A 22,672-nucleotide genomic window follows, 5' to 3' on the forward strand; every position below is an offset into this window, starting at 1 on the left:
TCCTATCGTGAAGTACGAGCGCTGATAGGGAATCGATTATTAGCGCGTTATTGCTGTTTTTATTGGTATTTAATAGTGCGATGAGTAAATTGTAGTTAGGGTTCAAATCCACTAATCCTCAAAGCTGTTCCGCGACATTCAAAAAAGCCGCTAATGAAAATTAGCGGCTTTTTTACATCTGAATAAAATCATTACCATCATTAATAGAGGTTTTTAGGAATTAGCTTGAAGCTATTTCTATGCATATCCATTTCAGGTGACTCCTCACCGCGAGGGATGTGGTGTAGGCTTAAGCTATACCAAACCACAATATCTTTATTTTCGATTGATGCATTACTTTGGACAAAATCAGACAACTGTTTTTTATTGTTACAAGCATAGTTTTGTGAAGCATAACGTTCACAAGCGACATCTTTCGTGATGTATAAATCATTACGAGTAAAGGCTTCTTTCTTTTTGATTCCGACAAAACGGTGGCCAGAGTCTCCTGGTTGTACATGGTAGCTTTTATTGGAATTGACATTTTCTTGAATTAGCCAGCCACGATTATTTTCTGCTTTGTTATTAAAACGTGATTCAACAACAACATCACGCCATTTGGCGATTATTTTATTGCCTTGCTTCTTATATTGGACGATTTTAACAATATCGTCGTTTTCATTATCACCTAATGCAAAATCAATCCGCCAAAAATAATTATGAACATGTGAAACACCCACTGTTTTGTTATCTATTTTCCAACCTAGTTTACGGTATTTCTTTTCTCGATCGGGATTATTATGAATATTCACAATTGTTTCTAATGCACCTGTAGCACCAATAGCAAATTCGATCATGCCATTGTTATAGAATTTCCATTCTGGAATATAGTTGTATGCTCCAACTTGATGAGATGAAAACAGTAATAGGTGCTCACTGGTGCTTGGTGTTCCTATAACTGAGTTGATCGTGGTATCTAAGACTTTCCGTTGACAGAGCCCTCGTATGTCTTCATACATAGTACTTACCGTGGTTAGTTTACCATTAGCACAATTTTGCGGTTTAATAGCAATAATACCGTCACCAAAGCTATAAGTTGTCACATCATGAAACCTATCTTGTCCATTATCATAGGGTACAAATATCTGAGCAATATTAACCTCATTGATCACTCGAAAGGGGGTATTACTATCAGGTGGAGTATAAGTAATATCGGTTAAATAAATACCTTCATCATCGTTAAATTCCCAGCACATTGACCATTGGGCACCATTAGTGAAGTTTTCATGGATATAGTTATCATCTGCCGCAGTGCAGGCATATGCTGGTTGTAAAAACAAACAAGGTAACGCAATAACAAAACTGATTATCCAAAATCGCATTGATGTAAACATAATATCCTCTCTATATTAATAGCGATTGATTTCATATTTAATTGACTGGTTGTGGCATATCTATATCTGGAATATTAGGATTCTGACTATAGATATCTCGAGGATAGACAGTGAAGTATTGCCATATCGGTGCTAAATCAGCATTGTTGTTATAGGGTGGAGTATGGTGGGCGGTCAATCTTATCCAAGCTACAACATCTTCAAGCTTTTCGCCATTGGTCATCTTTGCAATATTGCTCGCACAGTTTAGGGAGTGGTTAGCAATGGCCTTTGTTTCGCAGTCATTGTAATTAGTGAAGAATACATCAGCTTTCGTCCATGGACGCTTAGGATCGCGCTCAAACACATTATGGTTAAGTGGAAATATATGATAAGACGAACGCATGCTGTAATCATTACGTATTTGCTTATCGAGTATACGCCAGCTTTTCATTTTTATACGATCATATTGTTTGTTGAATTCATTCGGTTTGTTAAAGGTAAAGGTATGAATTTGTCGACCTTTACGCCCCTGACGTATTTTTGAACGAAACTCTTCAACAGTATCATTATTGGCTGTTGCGCCAATATCAAAGTCAACTCGCCAAAAATAGTTTACCGTATAGGGTATTGAGTCTGTGACATTATTAGTAATAAAACTCACTGATGGACTAAAACTACCATCATCATTTAATTGAATACGAGAGAGAAACTGATGATTATTTAAAGTCACAATATGGAAAATATCAATGGCATATTGACGACGAGATTGTTCTTCATATTGCATGGCAAAGTCCTGTGTCGACTCACTAAGACAAATAAGAGGGGTGTTATCGTTCGTCGTTAATAATTGGCCGTTACTACAACTACCGGTTATTGTTGATAGTGATTTATCATGTTGAGTAATATGGGCAGTATTTGTTGTATTGTCATTTAAAACCATTTCAACTTGATTTAGCTGTAAGGATGATGCGATATAAATATCTAAATTTTCTTTGGCAGAATAAAAACTAAGATCATGTAAACTTAGACCTTGTTGTTCACTCCACATCCAGCAAAAATTCCAGCTATTGCCTGAATCAAACTTGTAGACCACTTGTTGCTGTTTTGGACATTGATATTTTTCAGAGATCATGGCCGCTTGTGTCGGAATACTGACTGTTAATAATAAAACAATCAGTAGCGAATAAGCTTTTTTACAATAAGTCATCGCCCTTCCACCCAATTAGTTGTTTGTATTAATAAAACATAACATCATCATGTATTAATGATGCACAGTATGGTTATGCTCACGTTGAGATTGATTGAATGCCGTTACCGCCTTTAGTGATAAATTAACGATGGCTTTAGTATCTAGTGTGACATTGGCATAAGGCGCTTCAAGAGAGGATAAGAAAAAGTAAATGCAGCGATTTAAACCACAGTTCTTGGTGTTTTTAAACTGAGGCAGATTGTGAACGTTATCCGAGGTTAAAATAACCGCTTTAACCCGTAGACTGGATAATGGAATGGCTGTACTCGGTAATTGAGAATGATAACGTTGATAATATTCTGTCGACAGCTGTTTCATGAAAACTGGATCATTTTCAAGTAAGCGTGTTGCATATTTTATTTCATCACGTGTTGCTGAAAGCTGAAGATTTTGGTGGCGTTTTGATTGAATTAATTCATTACTTTTCAAGTTATAAATTAAAACTTCTGTTGTATCTGTTGGATAGTGATAACGATAAATATCAACCCATTTGTCATTATTAGCCAACATATTTGAACGGTGTTTTGATATTTTGATTATCCGTGAAGTGGGATGTGCAGAACGGTGTGAATTATCCGTGACTAATAATTTAGCTTGGTTAAAGTCGTTACCATTAAGCGGAACAGCATATAAGCCATGACTTAAAAATAGACTTAATCCACTGAATAATGAAATGATTATTACACGATACTTTATGTATTTTAAAATATGCATCATAGGCACCTATACAATATAAACTGCGTGTATATTTAGTAATGCAACATGAATCGCTACTTAAGCCTAGCATAGATGCTATTTTTTAGATTAATATTTTTAAGAACGGTTAGTGAGTAATACTGATAATAGATTTATTGATGGTGATGTGGCATCAATTTGCATATTTTTATTTTGATGAGCTCAGTTGTGATTATTTTTAAATTTTACTTCTTGTATATACCAAAAAAGTAATACTAAAAAGGGCGTAAATACAACAGTAAAAATAATGATGGGCATTTTGTTATAGAAAAACAGACTTAATTTAATATCATAGTTGGCGACATAAAAATCGATGAGGAGTCCTATTAACATACCGCATGATAGGATTAAACTTTGAGTGATAACATAGCTAAGCTGACCTTTCGCTCTGATTTTCGACCAACGCTCAAATTGTTTTGGCTTCATCGTTTGCTTCCATAGGGCTGCGATTTAAGCGGTTATACTTATCGATTAGCGCAGTGTTAGCCAGTATGGTACTTAGAAATACCGTTAGTAATCACAAAAATAGATGATTGCTGAGAGGGGATTTTGTTAGGAACATAGTAATGGTTATTCGATATCACTATTGAGTGAAGGCTAAATACGCTAAAATAAAACTAATTATTTTAGCTTTGAGCCTTTATATTCATGACCACAACGACAACACCAGCCAGCTTTACTGAACTTGGCCTTATTTCACCTTTGCTAGCACGATTAACGGAGTTGGAATACCAACAGCCAACGCCGATTCAGGCGCAAGCTATTCCAAGTGTATTAGCCGGTCGTGATTTAATTGCGGGTGCAAATACAGGTTCAGGTAAAACGGCAACATTTGCCTTGCCGCTATTACAACAATTGCATCAAGCTAAATCATTAGAGAGTAAAAACGTTAAGGGTAACTATGTTGCTGGACTTGTTTTAGTGCCTACTCGTGAATTAGCTAAGCAAGTTGCTGATAGCATTAAATCTTATGCAGTACATTTTAACGGTGCAATTAAAACTGTAGCGGTGTTTGGTGGTGTATCTGCAAATACTCAAATGTTGGCACTGCGTGGCGGTACTGATATTTTGGTTGCAACACCCGGTCGATTATTGGATTTGATTTCAAGTAATGCTATTAAGCTTGATAAAGTAAAAACGTTAGTACTTGATGAGGCTGACCGTATGTTAAGCCTTGGTTTTACCGAAGAATTATCAGCATTATTAGCATTGTTGCCTAAAAAGAAGCAAACGCTATTATTCTCCGCAACGTTTCCTGAACAAGTACAGGCTCTAACCCAAGAGTTACTTAACGATCCGGTTGAACTGCAATTACAAAGTGTTGACTCAAGCACCTTAGTACAACGCGTGTTTACAGTTAATAAAGGTGAAAAAACATCAGTATTAGCGCATTTAATTAAAGAAAATCAATGGCGCCAAGCACTTATATTTGTAAATGCAAAAAACAGTTGTGAACATCTTGCTGATAAGCTTTCTAAGCGTGGTATTAGTGCCGAAGTCTTTCATGGTGATAAAGGTCAAGGTGCACGTACTCGTGTGCTGGAAGCATTTAAATTGGGTGATATTGAGGTATTGATTGCAACAGATATTGCGGCTCGTGGTCTTGATATTGAAAAGCTGCCGGTAGTCATTAACTTTGATTTACCACGTAGTCCAGCAGATTATATGCACCGTATTGGCCGTAGTGGTCGTGCAGGTGAAGTTGGTTTAGCATTATCTTTGATTGATTATGAAGACAGCCATCATTTTAAGATCATCGAGAAGAAGAACAAGGTTCGACTTGAACGTGAACAAGTTGCAGGTTTTGAAGTCGATGAAGCTGAAGCATTATTAGCAGTAGAAAAGCCAATGGCAAAACCTGAAGGTACAGGTAAAAAGAAACGTAAAAACAAAGCCATTGTTGATGATTTTTGGTCATAGGGCTAATTATTACATTAATCATCGCCAGCAATAAGCATCTAAATTAAAAAATCCCTCGTTATGACTAGCGAGGGATTTTTCATTATTGCTAATAACGATGTTTAAAGCTGGTATTTAAAGCCACTCACTTACTTTAATCGTGCTGCCATTGCTTGTGATTTATCAGCGGTCATTACAAAGTGCAATGTTCCACCTGCTTTGATTTCACTGTGCTCAAAGCTATTAAATATATCTAATGGTTTACCGTTGATCTGTGCTGACTTCACGTACTTATTATCACTACTGTTATTCTCAGCTGTAATCGTGAAATCACCTGCTGGTAGTTTGATTTTTACTTCATCAAAAATAGGGCGTCCAATAGTGTAAGTTGGATCGGTTGGAGTGACTTGATAGAAGCCCATTGCCGACATAATGTACCAAGCTGACATCTGACCCACATCTTCATTACCAATGATGCCATCAGGGGTTGGCTTATAGAACTCTTTATAAACTCTATCGAGGTATTCTTGGGTTTTCCATGATTCATTAGTACGGTTATACAAGTAAATAACGTGGTGTGATGGCTCGTTACCATGAATGTATTGACCAATAAAGCCTGTCATATCTTGGTGGTTTTCACCGCCATTGGCATCAGCGGTGAATAAGTCATTTAGCTTTGTATTGAATCCTTCAGTGCCACCCATCATTTCGGTTAGCTTGTCGAGATCTTGCATAAAGGTCCATTGCCACTGCCATGCATTACCTTCGGTATACCAATAAGCATCTGAGCTATATGGATTAAAGGCATCAGAAGCAAATTTCTTTTCACAGTTATCAAGTTTTACTGGGACAAAGAAACCTGCTTCGTTATCCCAATGATTTAAAGACCAATAGGCGCGATCATTAAACTCATTATAAGCGGCGTCATCACCGGCCACTTTTGCCATTTGGCCGATAGTCCAGTCATAGTATGAAAATTCTAATGCGTAAGAGACTGAGTTCCAGTTTGGTAAACCAACACACTTATCACGTTCGTAATAACTAAGTTGACCAGCCATCACCGCTTGCAGCGTGTGATCGGGTATTTGTGGAAAATTATATGGACGGTAGTAAGCCGATTTCTTTGCTGCCTCTAACGCATCTTGAGCATCAACATCTAAACCTTTAACGACCGCATCACCAATAATTGCGGTGGCGGGGTAGCCAATCATGGTACCAGTTTCTTCACCATAACCTTCCCATTTAGGTAGTAATCCTGTTTCTTGTGATTTACGGATCAAATCATTGGCTAGGTCAGTGGCATGCTGCGGGTTTGTGATAGTTAGCAGCGGGTGAACCGCACGGAATGTATCCCATGTCGAATAAACCGAATAGTTTTTATAGCCGTTTGCTTGGCGAACACCGCCGAGTAGATCGCGGTAACGGCCGTCGACGTCCTGATATTCAACCGGTGCGATCATGGCGTGATACATCGCGGTATAGAAGTTGGTTTTCTCAGCCTCAGAACCGCCTTTTACTTGAACTGTCGCTAGTTCTTTCGCCCATGCGAGTTCTGCATTCGTTTTAACATTAGTAAAATTATAGGTTGGGGTTTCTGTTTCTAAGTTCTTTTGCGCCCCTTCCCAATCTACAGGTGATAGTGCTACTCGCATTTCAATCGGCTGATCGCCTTTGCCAAAATCAAGATAAGTGATTTGTTCTTTATTTGGACTATTGATTGAGCCGTAAACTGCGCCCATCTTCATGTCCATTGCTTCGCCACCGTCACGGGCAATCATCGCATGAGCAATCGGCTGACTAAATTGCGCATAGAAGAAGATGTCTTGGCCTTGGAACCAACCTGTAGAAACACGGCGACCACGAATGGTGTATTCATCGATTAATTCAACTCGATTTTGTAATGATTCACCATTATTGGCAGCCAGTGTATGGGCAAGGTCGAGTTTGATTTTACGATCAGCACCTTGCTCATAGGTGTAGCGATGAACGCCAACACGGGTGGTTGTGGTTAATTCGGCTTTTATATTGCCATTGTTAAGTACCACCGAGTAGTAACCAGGGGATGCGACTTCAGTTGCTTTATTAAAGGTATTATTTTCACTATTGGCTGTATCTGAATAAGGTAGTACTAAAATATCACCTAAATCTGTTGCTCCAGTGCCAGAAAGATGAGTATGGGAAAAACCATAAATGTTCAAATCTGTTGTAAATATATCCCCTGCAACATAATCACTCGCATCCCAGTAACCTGAAGCAGAATGCCAACTGTTTTGACCTGCTTCAGAATCCGCATTGGTGCCTTTAAAAGTATCTGGACTTAATTGCACCATCCCGCGAGGAACAACGGCACCTGGAAAAGTATGCCCAGAGGCTGCGGTACCAATCATAGGATCAATATATTTCAAGACAGCCATATTTATAATCGGTGTTGCTGGTAGAGTAATTTCAGGTTGGGCTTGATTATTGTTGTCGTTGTTACAACCCAATAAACCTAATGATAATACCAGTGAGATAGCAATTGGAGTCAATTTAAACGTCATAATGTTCCACCTAACAAATATGTAGTGCAGGAATGTTCACGTCGGCCAAGAGTGAATCTTCTCAAGCGCTAAGAGTAATAATAAGCTGCGTTAGCCGCATAGTAGGGGGGAATAACGGTTGTCGTAAGATGATAAAGCGACCATTTACTGGACTTTTGTACCGATTAAATTGAAATGTGATACTGCTTCATGCTGTTTTTAGAGGTAATTATGTTTCCTCAATGAATGATATTGTTTCTGCTTGGAAATAATAAAAAAGTGTTTTTGCGATAAGGTTCATAGTATTGCAGATAAGTTACAGTGTTTTTTCAATATTTGTTTTAGATCAAATAGATCTTATCACCAAAGGCGTAAAAATACTGAAAGCGTATTTTAGGAGAGTGTCATTAGTTAAAGCTGTTTTATAGGATAAGACATATTTGATAATGAATATTTAAAAATTAAGGTAAGTTATTATGAGTAGTGCATTTTATATTCCAACGGTTAACTTTATGGGGGCTGGTTGTTTAACAGCAGCAGCGGATGCAGTTAAGGCTCATGGCTTTAAAAAAGCATTAATAGTTACTGATAAAGTATTAAATGAAATAGGTGTGGTAACGCAAGTTGCGGTGTTATTGACTGAGCGTGATATTGAGTCTGTTGTTTATGATGGTACTCAACCAAACCCAACTATTACGAATGTTGATCAAGGTTTATCTCTGTTAAAAGATAACGGCTGTGACTTTGTTATTTCATTAGGTGGTGGCTCACCTCATGATTGTGCAAAAGGTATTGCATTACTTGCAGCTAATGGTGGTCAAATTGGTGACTACGAAGGTGTTGATCGTTCAGCGAAAGCACAGTTACCTGTAGTGGCTATTAACACGACTGCTGGTACTGCGTCTGAAATGACTCGATTCTGTATTATTACCGATGAAACGCGTCATATCAAAATGGCAATAGTGGATAAAAACACCACGCCGTTAATGTCCGTTAATGATCCTCAATTGATGTTAGCGAAACCAGCGTCATTAACTGCAGCAACAGGTATGGATGCACTAACTCATGCGATTGAAGCTTATGTTTCAATTGCTGCAACCCCAATCACTGATGCTGTTGCAATTAAAGCAATTGAATTGATTGAAGCGAACTTACGTACCGCAGTTAAAGAAGGTCAAAATCTTCATGCGCGTGAGCAAATGGCCTATGCGCAATTTATGGCAGGTATGGCATTTAACAACGCATCATTAGGTTATGTTCACGCAATGGCGCACCAATTAGGTGGCTTTTATAATCTACCACATGGGGTATGTAACGCCGTGTTATTACCGCATGTTCAGCGTTATAACGCGCAAGTGTGTCCTGAGCGTTTACGCGACGTTGCTGCGGCTATGGGCGTTAATGTTGATGCAATGACACCACAACAAGGTGCCGCTGCTGCCATTGACGCAATCATGACGCTATCTAAAGATGTGGGTATTCCTACGGGTTTAAAAGAGCTTAATGTAAAAGCTGAAGATGTCGCACTATTGTCTGATAATGCACTAAAAGATGCTTGCGGTTTTACTAACCCTAAGCAAGCAACGCATGAAGAAATTTCACAAATCTTCATGGATGCAATGTAATAGTTAGAGGTTAAATTCTACCTGTGCAAATAAAAAACGCCTCATGATTGAGGCGTTTTTTTATAAGGGGTTAATGCTGTTTTTTGATGGTTATAACAGTGGACTAAACATGTAGAAGAAACGCTCACCAAACTTATTACGTACTGAACGTTTTTCCCATTGATCTTTATCGACAGGTTCTGAGTTTGCAATGTAATTTTGTTGCAGTTGGCTCAGTTTATGAGTGAACTCAAGGTTATCAACTGCCATTGTTACTTCAAAATTGAGCCACAAACTGCGCATATCAAGGTTAACCGTACCGATTAAGCAATGAGTATCATCAATGACGACGGATTTCGTATGTAATAAGCCACCATGAAAGCGGTGAATATGTACCCCTGATTTTAATAAATCGCTGAAGAAAGAACGACTGGCCCATTCAACCATCGTCGAATCATTTTTCTTTGGTAGTACAATATGAACCTCAATATTACGTTCTGCCGCGCCTTTCATCGCATGTAATAAGTGTTCACTCGGCACAAAGTAAGGGGTGGTAATGACAATACTTTTCTTTGCTTGGTAAATACTTAATAACAATACTTGATGAATAATATCATCGGGCATACCTGGGCCTGAGGGGATCACTTGCACCGTATCATAATAGGGCTTATCTTCTGCTGGTATTTTGCAAGCAGGTAATGGCGGTAAAAAACGCTGTCCAGTTTCTACTTCCCAATCCCATGCCTGAATACAATTAAGTACTGAAACAGTTGGGCCGCTGATTCGAACCATGACATCAACCCATTGGCCGACACCTGCATCAACTTTAAAGAAGGCAGGATCAACCAAGTTCATTGAACCGGTATAAGCAATATTGTCATCAATAACCACGATTTTGCGGTGTTGACGTAAATCTAAACGGCGTAAGAACATTCTAAATGGTGATACCGCGAGAGCTTCTACTAACTCAATCCCCGCACCACGAATAAGCTTTGGCCAATGAGAACGAAAGAAGCGCATGCTGCCTGCGGAATCGAGCAATATTCTAATTTTAATGCCGCGCTTAGCGGCTTGGATCAGGGCGACACCGACTTCATCAGCAAGACCACCTGGATTCCAGATATAGAATTCTAGATGAATGGCATGTTGGGCATTATTAATATCTGTAATAAGTGCTCGTAAAATTTCATCAGTTGATGATTTTAATGAGAGGTGATTACCGACTAATCCAGGTAATCCAAGTCTATTCTCACATAGATCGCTAATCGGTTTTGCCACATCACTCATATTTTGTGGCTGGTGGCCTGGGCATTCAGTGAGGCATTGAAACCAGCTAGCAAAAGGAAAAAACATTTCGCGAGCACGTTCCGCCCGTTTTTTACCGAGATTAAGTTCGCCGAATAACAGGTAGGCAATAACACCACCAATAGGGACGATATAAATAATCATCATCCATGCGAGAGAAACGCCAACGGCTCGGCGTTTGAAGACCACACGCATAGTGACAGCTGCAATTAACAGCCAATAGGCGAAAATGCCAATCCACGTTAAGATTTGATAAAACTGTTCCATCGAATGACTTCATCAATATATAAATACAATTTGTACATATATTGCATTGAAATCGAAAAAAAACCTAATATTCACTGTTGTTTAGTGCTTATGTCGAATAATCAAGGCTATTTTTGAGGGGGGGTTACCACTTTGCAGGGTAAACAGAGAGTAATAATTAAACCGATAGTATCGGGTTGACGATATTTGAGAATGATTACTTTTAGTGATAATAAATAATATAATCTTCAAGGCTGTTCTTTTTTTAGTGACTGGTTATACTCGCGCCATCTTTGTTTTGTAAAGGCGTTATTTGCGATTATGTTTGATCTTGTTTACCAGCATTCGGATTTTTTAGTCATTAATAAACATCCAGGGATCAGTGTTCATAAAGACGATAATGAACAGCCACTACTGGCTGCTGTTGCCGCACAAACAGGTGATGAGAAGTTATATTTAATTCACCGACTTGATAAAATGACATCAGGATTGTTACTGCTTGGACGTAATAAAACAGCCGCTGCAGCATTATGTGCTAATTTTGCAGAGCGTCGAGTTGAAAAGTTTTACATCGCCATAGGCACTAAAAAACCAAAGAAAAAACAAGGTGTAGTGATTGGTGATATGACTCGTTCGCGTCGTAGTAGCTGGAAACTAGAAACAACAACAGTAAATCCTGCAATCACTCAGTTCTTTTCTGCTGCTGCTGGAGAAGGACGACGGATATTCTTATGTAAACCTCATACTGGTAAAACTCATCAAATTCGAGTTGCGTTACGCAGTGTCGGCTCTGGTATTACTGGTGATGATATTTATGGTAATGAAGCTGCTGATCGTGGTTATTTACACGCTTATGGTTTGCGTTTTCCATATCAAGGTGAATTACAACAATTTTTATGCCCACCGAGCGTTGGACAATTATGGTCAACAGTGGAAGCACGACAAGCATTAACAGAATGGCAGCATCCTTGGAGTCAAGCATGGCCCATTTTAGCGCATAAAAAATAAAGATCTGCATTAAATATCTGCAGTTAAGGCTTAACTGTGGATATTATCAGCAATTGATTGGTAAAAGGCGGATGTGGATTTCTTTTTAGTATTGATAAATTATAATACGTGTAGAGAATGTATTAGTTAGAGGTTTACAATGCGCAGTACTCATTCACGTACGCTTAAAATGCGAGTTTCTCAACAAAAACGTCAATCACATCATCGACGCAATCGTGCTCAACAACATTTATTATTACCTGAAACTACTCCTCGTCATTTTCTATCATCAGCAACACTTACCTTACATTCAACGAGCCTGATATCTTATTCGAGTGAATATGTATTACGCGCTAAACATTAGTAGTTAATTATTCTATTTGGGCTGTGGTTGGTATTCTGAAGCGCAACGTATAGAATAGCCGCCTTAATTGACTATATTTGAATGATGTTATGGAAATTAGTGCTCTACCTACATTAGAAGCCCATTTATTAACGGCTTTAGCAATGCCACCGTCAGAAGTGCGCCGATTATTTCATGGTCGTGGTCGCTGTTGGCAAGGGCTTGAACAAATCACCGTTGATTGGCTTCAAGGTCAAGTACTGGTTTCCTTATTTAAAGAACCTGATGCTGATTTTATGTCGGTGTTAATTGATGTGTTAACAAGGTTAACGCAAACAGATGCTTGGGAAGCAAGCGGCGCCCACTCTTTATTGTTACAGCATCGTGCTCGTCAAGGCTCACCGATGGATGTGCTATGGGGACAAAGCTCTGACTATCAAGATGTGATCGAAAGTGGTCTAACTTACAAGCTAGATTTAGGTCGAAATCAAAATAACGGTTTATTTTTGGATATGCGTTATGGCCGTGATTGGGTGCGCGAGCATGCGGCAGGTAAGCGAGTACTTAACTTATTTGCTTATACTTGTGGTTTTTCTGTGGCAGCTATTGCTGGTGGCGCAGAATATGTGGTTAACCTTGATATGGCTAAAGCAGCATTAAGCCGTGGACGGGATAATCACCATTTAAATAACCATGATTTAAAGAAAGTCAGCTTTTTAGGCCATGAGTTATTTAAATCATGGGGTAAAGTACGCAAAATGGGACCTTATGATTTAATTATCATTGATCCGCCATCATTCCAAAAAGGCAGTTTTGCGCTTACTAAAGATTACCAAAAGATTTTACGTCGCTTACCTGAGTTATTAACTACTGAAGGTGTTGTATTAGCCTGTGTGAATGATCCGGCGTTAACCAGTCAGTTTCTTATTGATGGTATGGCAACCGAAGCGCCTGATATGGTGTTTACCCAACGATTAGATAACCCACCTGAGTTTAATGAAATTGAGCCTGAAGGTGGGCTTAAAGCCTTAATCTTTGAGCGACGTAGTTAAGTTTACTGTTTTAAATACACTATAAAATAATTATCCCTTATTGATTCTAGCCACTCAGGCTAAGAGTATATAAGGGATTTTTTTTGCCTCATTTTAGTAGTAATCTTTTTATTATAATAAGTTATATGAGATTTATTGCTGTTAGTTTGTTGCGTTTTTGAGGGCAGTGACAAATACTCAAATTAGTAGATTAAAAAGAAAGTTAATTGATTCAGTTATTAGTGCAAGGGTTGCACTTAATATAATACATTAAGGATGTGTGCCAATGTTTAAATCGTTCTTTTTAGATCGACGCTGGTTTTTATGGTCGATTGTCGGTAGTGCCGTTATTTTATATGTCACTTGGTACAAAGTGCAGATAGATGTAGAAGTGAATGAATGGTTTGGTAGTTTTTATGATCTTATTCAAAAGGCATTAGCCAAACCTAATGCAGTGACGTTTGATGAGTTTCTTGCTGGCTGTATTGAGTTTTTCAATATTGTATCGGTGTATATTATTATTGCCGTTATTCTGGATTTCTTTGTTCGTCATTATGTCTTTCGTTGGCGTACTGCGATGAATAACTATTACATGAAACATTGGGATAAAATTAATCATATTGAGGGGGCATCACAACGAGTTCAAGAAGATACTATGCGCTTTGCACGTATTGTCGAAAGTCTAGGTGTTAGTTTTATGCGATCTTTGATGACCTTATTCGCATTTTTACCTATTTTATGGACTCTAAGTGAAAATATAACCGAGCTACCTTGGATTGGCAGTGTTGATCGCTCGTTGGTTTACTTAGCGATTATTTCGGCGTTATTCGGGACGGTGTTATTGGCGATTGTAGGTATTCGTTTACCGGGGTTAGAATTTAAAAATCAAAAAGTAGAAGCGGCTTACCGTAAAGAATTGGTCTTCGGTGAAGATAATCCACAGCGTGCAGAGCCTGAAACGGTTAAAGACCTATTTCTTAATGTACGAAAAAATTACTTTAATCTTTATCGGCACTACTTATATTTTGATATCGCGAAGTGGTCTTATATCCAATATACCGTGATTGTACCTTATATTGCACTGGGGCCGGCAATTGTTTCAGGTGTACTAACACTTGGAGTATTACAGCAGATATTAAGAGCCTTTGGTAAAGTAGAAGATTCGTTTCAATTTTTAGTACATTCATGGAGTACTATTGTTGAATTAATGTCTATTTATAAAAGATTGAGAGCATTTGAAGTGCAGATTAATGATGCGATTAGTGTTGAAAGCGTGCCTGTTGATTAGTTTATTGAGATGATATAAAAAGCCCTAATCAATAATAATAAATAGGTAGGGCTTTTTATATTGTATAATGTGATTATTTCAGAGAGTCACAATATTTTTCTGAAATAGTTTGTGATACTAATTGGCGTCCACTGATATCACGGATGGTAATTAAATAATTAACGCCATGCTTAAACAATGGTATTAGCTCTGCATTATGGCAGTAATTAGCACTGGCTGTTTCAATTGCTGTTGTTGGTTTTATACGGCCATTGCCACCATAGATGATATTGATTTTTACAATATTCTTACTCGCATAAGCTTGAGTAATTTGGTAAGCATCAATTTTAGGATAGGGTGCTTTGCTATCAATTGCTGCCGCTCGTGACTGAGCGAGTGACTCCGCAACCATCTGTTGGTCATGTGAAGCACAGCCCCCAAGGATGAATAAGCCAGCTGCTGCGACAAGCCATTTTTTTGTTTTAGTTAGGTTCACAAGTTGATCCTGAATATATTTAAGGTAAGACTTTTTTAAAGGGCTTGACGATCACATTTGCGTAAACACCTGCATCAATGTAAGGATCTTCATTGGCCCATTGTTGTGCTTGTGCTAATGAGTCAAACTCAGCAATAACAGTGGAACCAGTAAAACCAGCTTCACCAGGGTTTTCACTATCAATAGCTGGCATTGGCCCAGCTACCAATAAGCGATCTTGTTGCTGAAGTTCTTTTAGGCGAGCTAAATGTTGCTCACGCACGCTCATACGGCGTTCTAGGCTATTTTCAACATCTTGAGAAAAAATCACATACCACATAGTCGGCATTCCCTATTTTGTTGGGTGAAAGTAACGAATCATTTTTCGTACTGTTTTTAGTATGCCATCATACTAACTAAATATTGAGAGTGGACAAGTAGATTTAGGTAAATAATAAAAAGCACCAACCTTAGTTAGTGCTTATGTTAATTGAGTGTATTAGGGGGGAGGTTACTGCGGGACTTCAATTTTACGAGGACGGCCTTCGCTATTAATCGCAACATAATTAAATGTCGCTTCACAAACGCGGTAACGTTCACCTACGCCATCGACAGCAACGGTTTTCACCCATACTTCAAGACCCACACTCATTGATGTATTACCGATACGCTTACATTCACCGTAGCAACAAACAACATCACCTACGCCAACTGGCGCTTTAAATTCTATCTTATCAACAGAAACAGTAACCACGCGGCCACGAGAAATTTCTTTAGCTAAAATAGCTCCTGCAAGATCCAATTGTGACATGATCCAACCACCAAAAATATCACCATTTGCATTGGTATCGGCAGGCATTGCTAATGTACGCAGTAAAAGCTGTCCACGAGGGATATTGTTTTCAGTAGTCATCGGTTATACAACTTTATTTATCATCAGGGCTTTTAGGTAAGTGGCGATAAATATAGCCACCCGTGGCTAAGGTAAATAGTAGCGTTAACGCTAGTAAACCAAATACCTTGAAATCCACCCAAATATCAAGCGGGAAATTGAATGCAATATAAATGTTTACAATAGCACAAACAACAAAAAATACTGTCCATGCCATATTGATACGTAACCAAACGTTATCTGGTAGGGTCATTTCTTTACCAAGCATCGATTTAATCAATGGTTTGCGCATTAGTTGGCTAACTAGCAGTGCGAGTGCAAATAGGCCATAGATAATAGTAACTTTCCATTTAATGAAGTTTTCATCATGTAAAATAAGAGTCAAACCACCAAAAATGGCGACCATAACAAAGGTAATTATCTGCATTTTTTCTAGTTTTTTATAGATAATCCACGTAACGATCAGTTGGATTGCCGTCGTCACAATCAACGCACCTGTGGCGACAAAAATACCATTGGTTTTAAATAACACAAAAAAGATCAGTAATGGAATAAACTCTATCAGTTGCTTCATTGGTACGGCTCATTAAAAAGAATTAACCAGAGTATACCCGTTCCAAGCCTTGAATGAAAAAAAGCTACTTAGTTGCCTAAGTAGCTATTGATTATATTGTAAAATGAGTAGTGACTATTATGATGTTACTGCAACTGGTTGTTGTTGATCTTCATATAAACTATCAATAATTACGGCACATGCCGCATCACCAGTAATATTGAGTGCGGTACGAATCATGTCAAAGATACGATCAAGCGCAAATAATAATGGTAAACCTTCAATCGGAATACCAGCAGAAAGAAGTACAGCAACCACTAAGAATGATGGTCCTGGTACACCTGCTTGGCCAATAGCACCGATGGTTGAGGTGACAATGATAGCAATATAAGCACTCATACCCAGTTCAATATTGAAAATTTGAGCAAAGAAAACAGCAACTAAACCATAGTAAATAGCATTACCACTCATATTAATAGTGGCACCTAGCGGTAATACAAATGAAGCGGTTGAGTTTTTAACGCCGAGATCTTCTTCACATGTTTCCATCGTAACGGGTAATGTTGCCATTGATGATGCTGTAGATAATGCTACTGCTTGGGGCTTTTTCATTGCTGAAAGAAATTTAAGCGGTGAAGTTTTTGAGAACAGCTTGATCATTATTGGGTAACCAATAAAGCCATAGATCAAAATAGCGGCAACATAAACAGTAAATAGTTTTAGTACGACAGTTAGCGCGCTGAATCCAAAAGTACCGATCGCATCAGCCATTAAACCAAACACACCGATAGGTGCAAACTTCATTACAACGTTAATCATCCATACCATTGCATCTACAATAGCATTTATGCCGTTAATTAATGGTTGGCGACGTTCTAGTTCTAGCTTAGAAAGTGCAATGCCAAAAAATAAGCAAAAAACCAAAATTTGAAGGATATTAGCTTCATTTAAGGAGTGAAAGATATTAGTTGGGATCATACCTAAAATGGTTGCCCAGAACGAAGGTAATGCTCCTTTATCGGCATAAGTGTTGGCAAACATTCCTTCAACACCAGATAAATCAACCCCAGTTCCTGGTTGGAATACTACCCCCATCACAAGCGCTAATGCGACCGCAAGTGCCGACGTTATTCCGAAAAAAGCTAATGTTGTGACACCTATTTTACCGGCGGCATGGCTACTACCTAAGCTTGCAGCACCTGAAATAATAGCGACAGCAACTAAAGGTATAACTAGCATTTTAATAAGATGGATGAAAAGACTACCAAGCGGCGCAAACATTACTGCATCATGTCCCATTATGATGCCGACAATCGTACCGATGATCATTGCTATAACGACTTGTATGCCGATATTATTTAACAATTTTTTATTTTTTAACACGATATATACCCCTGTGATATCGAGATGACACTTTAGCGATGTTGTTGGTTTGTTTTTATTTGTTTCAAATGTTGCTGTTATTGTTATTTTGTATATTTGGTGTGTCTTTTACACTGAAGGGGATATGTTGGCAATATATAAATGATTATTTTACTGATGATTATTATGTATTTTATGAAGATACAAATTATTATCATTGGAATGTTTTGAGCAGATGTTGAAATTTAAATAATAAAACATGAGGGGTTTATTGATATTTATTAGCTGGGGTAAGTATGTTGGGTGAATCAGGTGTGATTTATTGTTAACAGAGTGTTTCATTGTTAACGATGGGGCCGATCAGTCGAGACTTGTGAGCATAGGCAACAATAGTCACCAAAAAAGGTTGGTGACTATTGTGATAATAAATTAGAAGCGTGTTGCTAATTTCATCTGGGTGACAAAGTGACTTAATGCATTAAGCATCTCACTTTGATCCTGTAAGTTGTGTTCGATAATATTGACGACGGCTGATCCTGAAATTGCCCCTGCTGCGCCAGCTTTAATTGCAGCTTGAACTTGGGCTGGGGTTGAAATCCCAAAACCTAATAATGCTGGCGGTGCGTTATGTGATTTTAAGCAGGCTAAAAGAGGTTCAATTGGCATTTCAGCTTTCGTTTCTGCACCTGTTACTCCTGCTCGTGAAAGCAGGTAAGTATAACCACCACCAAGTTCTGATACTGTTTTTAAAGTTTCTGTGTCAGCGTTAGGTGGAGCGATAAAAATAGGGTGAATACCATGTACTTCTGCTGCCATTCTAAATTCATGTGAAGCATTAACGGGCACATCGGCAATTAACACTGAATCAACTCCCGCGTCAGCACAGCGACGATAAAAATTATCGATACCAGAGGCAAACACTAAGTTAGCATACATCAGTAAACCGATAGGTAATTCAGGATACTTAGCTCGAATCTTGGTTAGCATTTCAAAACAGATTGTTGGAGTGGTTTTAGCAGCAAGCGCGCGAATGTTTGCACCTTGAATCGTTGGTCCATCAGCAAGAGGATCAGAAAAGGGAATACCTAATTCTAATGCATCTGCACCTGCGGCCACTAAGGTATCAATAATATCCATTGAGTGCTGTGGCGTTGGATCGCCAAGAGTTACAAACGGTACAAAAGCCCCTTCATTACGGGCGCTAAGTTGAGTAAATAGGTTGTGATAGCGATCCATTATAAAACTCCTTTCGCCGTTAAAATATCATGGACAGTGAAGATATCTTTATCACCACGACCTGACAGGTTGACCACCAGCAATTGTTCTTTTTGTGGTTCGTCGGCAATCATTTTTAATGCGTAAGCGAGTGCATGAGCTGACTCTAGGGCTGGAATAATACCTTCTTTACGAGCTAGTAATTGAAACGCCTCTAATGCTTCGTCATCAGTAACTGCACCATATTCTGCACGACCAATCGCATTTAGATGTGCGTGTTGTGGTCCAACAGATGGAAAATCTAACCCTGCAGAAATAGAATATGACTCTTCAACTTGGCCATGTTCATCTTGCATTAGCGGGGCTTTCATACCAAAGAAAATACCAAGTTTGCCATGTTTAAGCGGTGCGCCATGCATGTCTGTGTCTAATCCTTTGCCTGCTGGTTCAACCCCAATTAAACGGACATTACTTTCTTCGATAAAATCAGCAAACATACCAATGGCATTTGAGCCACCGCCGACACATGCAATAACGGCATCAGGTAAACGGCTTTCTTTAGCAATAATTTGGGTTTTCGTTTCTTCCCCAATGATTTTTTGAAACTCGCGTACTATGGTTGGAAATGGATGTGGTCCAGCCGCGGTGCCTAATAGGTAATGGGCTGTATCATAACTGGCTGACCAATCACGCATTGCTTCATTACAAGCATCTTTTAAGGTTGCTGATCCTGAATGGACGGCGATTACTTTCGCTCCCATTAATTTCATCCTAAAGACATTGGGGCTTTGGCGTTCAATGTCTTTTGCTCCCATATAAATACGACATTTTAATCCCAGTAGTGCACAAGCGAGTGCTGTTGCAACGCCGTGTTGACCAGCACCTGTTTCAGCGATAATTTCTTTTTTCCCCATTCGCTGGGCAAGTAATGCCTGGCCTAATACTTGGTTGGTTTTATGTGCTCCACCATGAAGAAGATCTTCACGTTTAAGGTAAAGTTTAGTGTTTGTGCCTTGAGTTAAATTTTGACACAACGTTAATGCTGTTGGTCGGCCAGCATATTCTTTTAATAGGCTCATAAATTGTTGCTGAAACTGTGGATCTTGTTGGGCGTCAATAAAAGCATCTTCGAGTTGATCTAGCGCTGGCACTAAAATTTGGGGGACATATTGGCCACCAAACTCACCAAAGTAGGCATTCAATTTACTCATAATTATTTATCTTCCTTAATGTGTTTGATTGCCGCAAAGGCTGCTGCTAATTTCTGGGGATCTTTTTTACCGGGGGCTGTTTCAACACCTGAATTTAAATCTAAGCCACTAAAACCCAGTGATGCAGCATGGTGTGCATTATCAGGGGTCAGTCCACCAGCGAGTAAACAGTTTGATTTGTCAGTAGTGGTAATCAGTGACCAATCAAAGCTGACGCCAGTACCGCCACTTTTCCCTTCAACTTTACTGTCAAAAAGGTGTTTATCAGCTGGCCAGAGGCTGATATCAGGGACGCTATCGGTAATGGCATGCGCTTTCCATATTTGACAATCAATGGGCAGCTTTTTACGTAACTGATTAATATATTGTGGTGACTCATTACCGTGTAATTGTACTGCTGTGAGTGCTAATTTTGTGGCGATCGTTATAACTTCAGTGAGTGGACTATTTTGGAATACGCCGACAAAACCTAGCGGTGCAGAAGTAACGATAGCTGCCGCTTGAACGATGCTGATATAACGCGGTGATGATGGTACGAAAATTAAACCGCCATAAGTTGCCCCTTGCTGGTAGACTTCATTTGCATCTTCGGTTGACGTTAAGCCGCAGACTTTATGCTCACCAAATAATACTTTGCGTACCGCGAGATCAAGGTTATCAGCAGCCATTAATGAACTACCAATTAAAAAGCCGTTAGCATAATGTGATAGTTCACGTACTTGCTGATGGGTATAAATTCCTGATTCAGAGATAACAATCGTACCTTCAGGGAGATCAGGTGCAAGTTGCTTAGTACGATTTAAGTCAATAGTGAGGTCGCGTAAGTTACGGTTATTAATGCCGACAACTTTCGCTTTAAGATTGATGGCGCGTGTCAGTTCAGTTTCATTACTGACTTCAGTTAAAATACCTAATTGTAGCGATTCAGCAACGGCTGCAAGGGTTTGGTATTGATCGTCATCCAGTACCGATAGCATCAGTAAAATAGCATCAGCTTGATAATGGCGTGCTAAATAGACTTGGTAGCTATCAATCATAAAGTCTTTACACAAGATCGGCTGTTTAACCTGACTACGTACTTTGGGTAAAAATTCGACATTACCTTGAAAGTATTTTTCATCAGTGAGTACTGAGATAGCACTGGCGTATTGGTTATAGACAGTTGCAATATAATCTAAATCAAAATCTTCACGGATTAAGCCTTTAGATGGCGAGGCTTTTTTACATTCAAGAATAAAAGCAGGGCGGCGAACATTATTATCGTCAGTGTTGTTTAGCGCTTGATAAAAATCACGATCACTTGGGGTTAGCTGATGGCGAAAACTGGCAAGTGGTTGGGCTTCTTTACGCGCATCAACCCATATCTTTTTATCCGCAATAATTTTAGTAAGTACTGTTTCCATAATTAACCTCGTGCGGCCAGTTGTTGTACTAATTGATAAGCGCTGCCTGAACGCATAGCGGCAATGGCTTGTTGAGTATTTGCTTTAAGATCTTGTTGACCAAAAAGGCGCAGTAATAGTGCGACATTTACTGCGATCGCACCTTCTTGAGCCGGTGTCCCTTTACCCGTTAGAATATTTTTGATAATGGCTTGATTTTCTTTTGGTTCCCCACCGCGAATAGCTTCTAAAGGGTAACTGTTAAGCCCGAAATCAGCAGGAGTGAGAGTATATTCGGTAATAACACCATCAATGATTTCAGCAACATGGGTTTCACCATGAATCGCGACTTCATCAAGGCCACTGCCATGCACAACAGCTGCGCGTTTTAATCCCATGGTTGCTAAGGTTTCAGCAATAGGACGCACTAAAGCATTATCGTAAACCCCCATTAATTCAATATTAGGTTTGGCAGGGTTAATTAATGGTCCTAATACATTGAAAATAGTGCGAGTTTTTAATGTTTGTCGTACCGGCATTGCATGGCGTACACCACCGTGATATTGAGGAGCAAATAAAAAACAGACTCCGAGCTCATCTAATGCTTGGCGCGCTGTTTGAGCTGGCATTGCTAAGTTGATACCAAACTTATCGAGTAAATCAGATGAACCTGATTTACTTGAAACGCCACGATTACCATGTTTAGCGACTTTAACGCCACAAGCTGCTGCTACAAATGCGGCAGTGGTTGAAATGTTAATGGTATTAGCCCCATCGCCACCGGTGCCGACAATATCAGCAAAATCATAATCAGGACGAGGGAAAGGATTGGCATTCTCCACTAGCGCTTTTGCGGCTCCTGCAATTTCATCCGGTGTTTCACCTTTGATTTTTAATGCAGTTAATACTGCTGATAATATAATAGGTTCAACCTCGCCATTAATAATGGCATCAAACAGGGTATGGCTTTCTGCTTGGCTTAGAGGTTGTTGAGCATAAAGCTTCTCAGCAATATCAGAAATAATAGCGTTCATAATCATCT

Annotated in this window: 21 protein-coding genes; 6 read left to right on the top strand and 15 right to left on the bottom strand. The window is 39.1% G+C overall.

From position 1 onward, the window contains the following. Nucleotides 1-200: 200 nt before the first annotated feature. The 4 genes from C0W29_RS09635 to C0W29_RS09650 form a co-directional block, all read right to left on the bottom strand. A complete protein-coding gene (locus C0W29_RS09635; protein WP_045041629.1) occupies nt 201-1,373 on the bottom strand; it encodes a copper amine oxidase in 1,173 nt (390 codons plus the stop codon). A gap of 37 nt (nt 1,374-1,410) precedes the next feature. Next, on the bottom strand, nt 1,411-2,562 hold the full coding sequence (locus tag C0W29_RS09640; protein ID WP_045044342.1) for a copper amine oxidase: 1,152 nt from the start codon (nt 2,560-2,562) through the stop codon (nt 1,411-1,413). 54 nt (nt 2,563-2,616) lie between these two features. Next, nucleotides 2,617-3,318, bottom strand: a complete 702-nt coding sequence (locus C0W29_RS09645; protein ID WP_045044343.1) for a hypothetical protein — start codon at nt 3,316-3,318, stop codon at nt 2,617-2,619. Nucleotides 3,319-3,501: 183 nt separating this feature from the next. Then, the gene (locus C0W29_RS09650) at nt 3,502-3,765 is read right to left on the bottom strand and encodes a hypothetical protein (RefSeq protein WP_045044344.1); all 264 of its coding nucleotides are present in this window, start codon (nt 3,763-3,765) and stop codon (nt 3,502-3,504) included. Between the two features lie 222 nt (nt 3,766-3,987). On the opposite strand from C0W29_RS09650, the gene C0W29_RS09655 reads away from it, so the two are divergent. Then, nucleotides 3,988-5,259 carry a DEAD/DEAH box helicase gene (locus C0W29_RS09655; RefSeq protein ID WP_045044345.1) on the top strand — a complete coding sequence of 424 codons (1,272 nt, stop codon included), beginning with the start codon at nt 3,988-3,990 and terminating at the stop codon, nt 5,257-5,259. A 128-nt stretch (nt 5,260-5,387) separates the two neighbouring features. Here C0W29_RS09655 and C0W29_RS09660 read toward each other — a convergent pair whose 3' ends face one another. Next, nucleotides 5,388-7,778, bottom strand: coding sequence for a GH92 family glycosyl hydrolase (locus C0W29_RS09660; RefSeq protein ID WP_045044346.1), 2,391 nt, complete (start codon nt 7,776-7,778; stop codon nt 5,388-5,390). Nucleotides 7,779-8,233: 455 nt separating this feature from the next. Between C0W29_RS09660 and yiaY the strand changes: the two genes are divergently transcribed. Beyond that, entirely contained in the window at nt 8,234-9,382 is a 1,149-nt protein-coding gene (gene yiaY, locus C0W29_RS09665) for an L-threonine dehydrogenase (protein ID WP_045041623.1), read from the top strand. Between the two features lie 90 nt (nt 9,383-9,472). On the opposite strand, the gene cls is transcribed toward yiaY, so the two are convergent. Beyond that, nucleotides 9,473-10,933 carry a cardiolipin synthase gene (cls, locus tag C0W29_RS09670; RefSeq protein WP_036795371.1) on the bottom strand — a complete coding sequence of 487 codons (1,461 nt, stop codon included), beginning with the start codon at nt 10,931-10,933 and terminating at the stop codon, nt 9,473-9,475. Between the two features lie 300 nt (nt 10,934-11,233). Here cls and C0W29_RS09675 point away from each other — a divergent pair, with 300 nt between their 5' ends. The 4 genes from C0W29_RS09675 (at nt 11,234) to sbmA (ending at nt 14,561) form a co-directional block, all read left to right on the top strand. Next, nucleotides 11,234-11,920 carry a TIGR01621 family pseudouridine synthase gene (locus C0W29_RS09675; RefSeq protein ID WP_036795370.1) on the top strand — a complete coding sequence of 229 codons (687 nt, stop codon included), beginning with the start codon at nt 11,234-11,236 and terminating at the stop codon, nt 11,918-11,920. 139 nt (nt 11,921-12,059) lie between these two features. Next, nucleotides 12,060-12,263, top strand: a complete 204-nt coding sequence (locus tag C0W29_RS09680; protein WP_036795368.1) for a hypothetical protein — start codon at nt 12,060-12,062, stop codon at nt 12,261-12,263. Nucleotides 12,264-12,352: 89 nt separating this feature from the next. Continuing rightward, nucleotides 12,353-13,294 (top strand): class I SAM-dependent methyltransferase, encoded by a 942-nt coding sequence (locus tag C0W29_RS09685; protein ID WP_045044347.1) that lies wholly within the window; start codon nt 12,353-12,355, stop codon nt 13,292-13,294. 265 nt (nt 13,295-13,559) lie between these two features. Beyond that, a complete protein-coding gene (gene sbmA, locus C0W29_RS09690; protein WP_052671541.1) occupies nt 13,560-14,561 on the top strand; it encodes a peptide antibiotic transporter SbmA in 1,002 nt (333 codons plus the stop codon). Between the two features lie 73 nt (nt 14,562-14,634). Here the strand turns inward: sbmA and gspS2 are convergent, their stop codons facing one another. The 9 genes from gspS2 to trpD all read right to left on the bottom strand — a co-directional run bounded on the left by gspS2 (nt 14,635) and on the right by trpD (nt 22,664). Further along, nucleotides 14,635-15,036, bottom strand: a complete 402-nt coding sequence (gene gspS2 / locus C0W29_RS09695; RefSeq protein WP_036795366.1) for a type II secretion system pilot lipoprotein GspS-beta — start codon at nt 15,034-15,036, stop codon at nt 14,635-14,637. 19 nt (nt 15,037-15,055) lie between these two features. After that, the gene (locus C0W29_RS09700) at nt 15,056-15,355 is read right to left on the bottom strand and encodes a YciI family protein (RefSeq protein WP_036795365.1); all 300 of its coding nucleotides are present in this window, start codon (nt 15,353-15,355) and stop codon (nt 15,056-15,058) included. A 171-nt stretch (nt 15,356-15,526) separates the two neighbouring features. After that, on the bottom strand, nt 15,527-15,928 hold the full coding sequence (yciA, locus tag C0W29_RS09705; RefSeq protein ID WP_036795362.1) for an acyl-CoA thioester hydrolase YciA: 402 nt from the start codon (nt 15,926-15,928) through the stop codon (nt 15,527-15,529). 13 nt (nt 15,929-15,941) lie between these two features. Continuing rightward, nucleotides 15,942-16,481: a septation protein A gene (locus tag C0W29_RS09710; RefSeq protein WP_036795361.1), complete on the bottom strand. Its 540-nt coding sequence runs from the start codon at nt 16,479-16,481 to the stop codon at nt 15,942-15,944. 117 nt (nt 16,482-16,598) lie between these two features. Further along, nucleotides 16,599-17,843 carry a dicarboxylate/amino acid:cation symporter gene (locus C0W29_RS09715; RefSeq protein ID WP_080895312.1) on the bottom strand — a complete coding sequence of 415 codons (1,245 nt, stop codon included), beginning with the start codon at nt 17,841-17,843 and terminating at the stop codon, nt 16,599-16,601. A 408-nt stretch (nt 17,844-18,251) separates the two neighbouring features. Then, nucleotides 18,252-19,058 carry a tryptophan synthase subunit alpha gene (trpA, locus tag C0W29_RS09720; RefSeq protein WP_036795357.1) on the bottom strand — a complete coding sequence of 269 codons (807 nt, stop codon included), beginning with the start codon at nt 19,056-19,058 and terminating at the stop codon, nt 18,252-18,254. Further along, nucleotides 19,058-20,248, bottom strand: coding sequence for a tryptophan synthase subunit beta (gene trpB / locus C0W29_RS09725; RefSeq protein ID WP_045044348.1), 1,191 nt, complete (start codon nt 20,246-20,248; stop codon nt 19,058-19,060). Before trpB ends, trpA begins: the two co-directional genes overlap by 1 nt. 2 nt (nt 20,249-20,250) lie before the next feature. Then, nucleotides 20,251-21,651 carry a bifunctional indole-3-glycerol-phosphate synthase TrpC/phosphoribosylanthranilate isomerase TrpF gene (gene trpCF, locus C0W29_RS09730; RefSeq protein WP_045044349.1) on the bottom strand — a complete coding sequence of 467 codons (1,401 nt, stop codon included), beginning with the start codon at nt 21,649-21,651 and terminating at the stop codon, nt 20,251-20,253. Nucleotides 21,652-21,653: 2 nt separating this feature from the next. Then, on the bottom strand, nt 21,654-22,664 hold the full coding sequence (gene trpD / locus C0W29_RS09735) for an anthranilate phosphoribosyltransferase (protein ID WP_036795353.1): 1,011 nt from the start codon (nt 22,662-22,664) through the stop codon (nt 21,654-21,656). Between the last annotated feature and the right edge of the window lie 8 nt (nt 22,665-22,672).

This window comes from Photobacterium kishitanii (genome assembly GCF_003026355.1).
In the GTDB taxonomy this organism is placed as follows: Bacteria; Pseudomonadota; Gammaproteobacteria; order Enterobacterales; family Vibrionaceae; genus Photobacterium; species Photobacterium kishitanii.

Coding starts and splice junctions, on each gene's coding strand:
- C0W29_RS09675 (WP_036795370.1), top strand. CDS start 11,234: ATGTTTGATCTTGTTTACCAGCATTCGGATTTTTTAGTCATTAATAAA.
- yciA (WP_036795362.1), bottom strand. CDS start 15,928: ATGACTACTGAAAACAATATCCCTCGTGGACAGCTTTTACTGCGTACA.
- sbmA (WP_052671541.1), top strand. CDS start 13,560: ATGTTTAAATCGTTCTTTTTAGATCGACGCTGGTTTTTATGGTCGATT.
- C0W29_RS09640 (WP_045044342.1), bottom strand. CDS start 2,562: ATGACTTATTGTAAAAAAGCTTATTCGCTACTGATTGTTTTATTATTA.
- C0W29_RS09650 (WP_045044344.1), bottom strand. CDS start 3,765: ATGAAGCCAAAACAATTTGAGCGTTGGTCGAAAATCAGAGCGAAAGGT.
- C0W29_RS09660 (WP_045044346.1), bottom strand. CDS start 7,778: ATGACGTTTAAATTGACTCCAATTGCTATCTCACTGGTATTATCATTA.
- yiaY (WP_045041623.1), top strand. CDS start 8,234: ATGAGTAGTGCATTTTATATTCCAACGGTTAACTTTATGGGGGCTGGT.
- C0W29_RS09655 (WP_045044345.1), top strand. CDS start 3,988: ATGACCACAACGACAACACCAGCCAGCTTTACTGAACTTGGCCTTATT.
- C0W29_RS09645 (WP_045044343.1), bottom strand. CDS start 3,318: ATGCATATTTTAAAATACATAAAGTATCGTGTAATAATCATTTCATTA.
- C0W29_RS09685 (WP_045044347.1), top strand. CDS start 12,353: ATGGAAATTAGTGCTCTACCTACATTAGAAGCCCATTTATTAACGGCT.
- C0W29_RS09700 (WP_036795365.1), bottom strand. CDS start 15,355: ATGTGGTATGTGATTTTTTCTCAAGATGTTGAAAATAGCCTAGAACGC.
- C0W29_RS09710 (WP_036795361.1), bottom strand. CDS start 16,481: ATGAAGCAACTGATAGAGTTTATTCCATTACTGATCTTTTTTGTGTTA.
- trpCF (WP_045044349.1), bottom strand. CDS start 21,651: ATGGAAACAGTACTTACTAAAATTATTGCGGATAAAAAGATATGGGTT.
- trpB (WP_045044348.1), bottom strand. CDS start 20,248: ATGAGTAAATTGAATGCCTACTTTGGTGAGTTTGGTGGCCAATATGTC.
- C0W29_RS09635 (WP_045041629.1), bottom strand. CDS start 1,373: ATGTTTACATCAATGCGATTTTGGATAATCAGTTTTGTTATTGCGTTA.
- trpA (WP_036795357.1), bottom strand. CDS start 19,058: ATGGATCGCTATCACAACCTATTTACTCAACTTAGCGCCCGTAATGAA.
- cls (WP_036795371.1), bottom strand. CDS start 10,933: ATGGAACAGTTTTATCAAATCTTAACGTGGATTGGCATTTTCGCCTAT.
- trpD (WP_036795353.1), bottom strand. CDS start 22,664: ATGAACGCTATTATTTCTGATATTGCTGAGAAGCTTTATGCTCAACAA.
- C0W29_RS09680 (WP_036795368.1), top strand. CDS start 12,060: ATGCGCAGTACTCATTCACGTACGCTTAAAATGCGAGTTTCTCAACAA.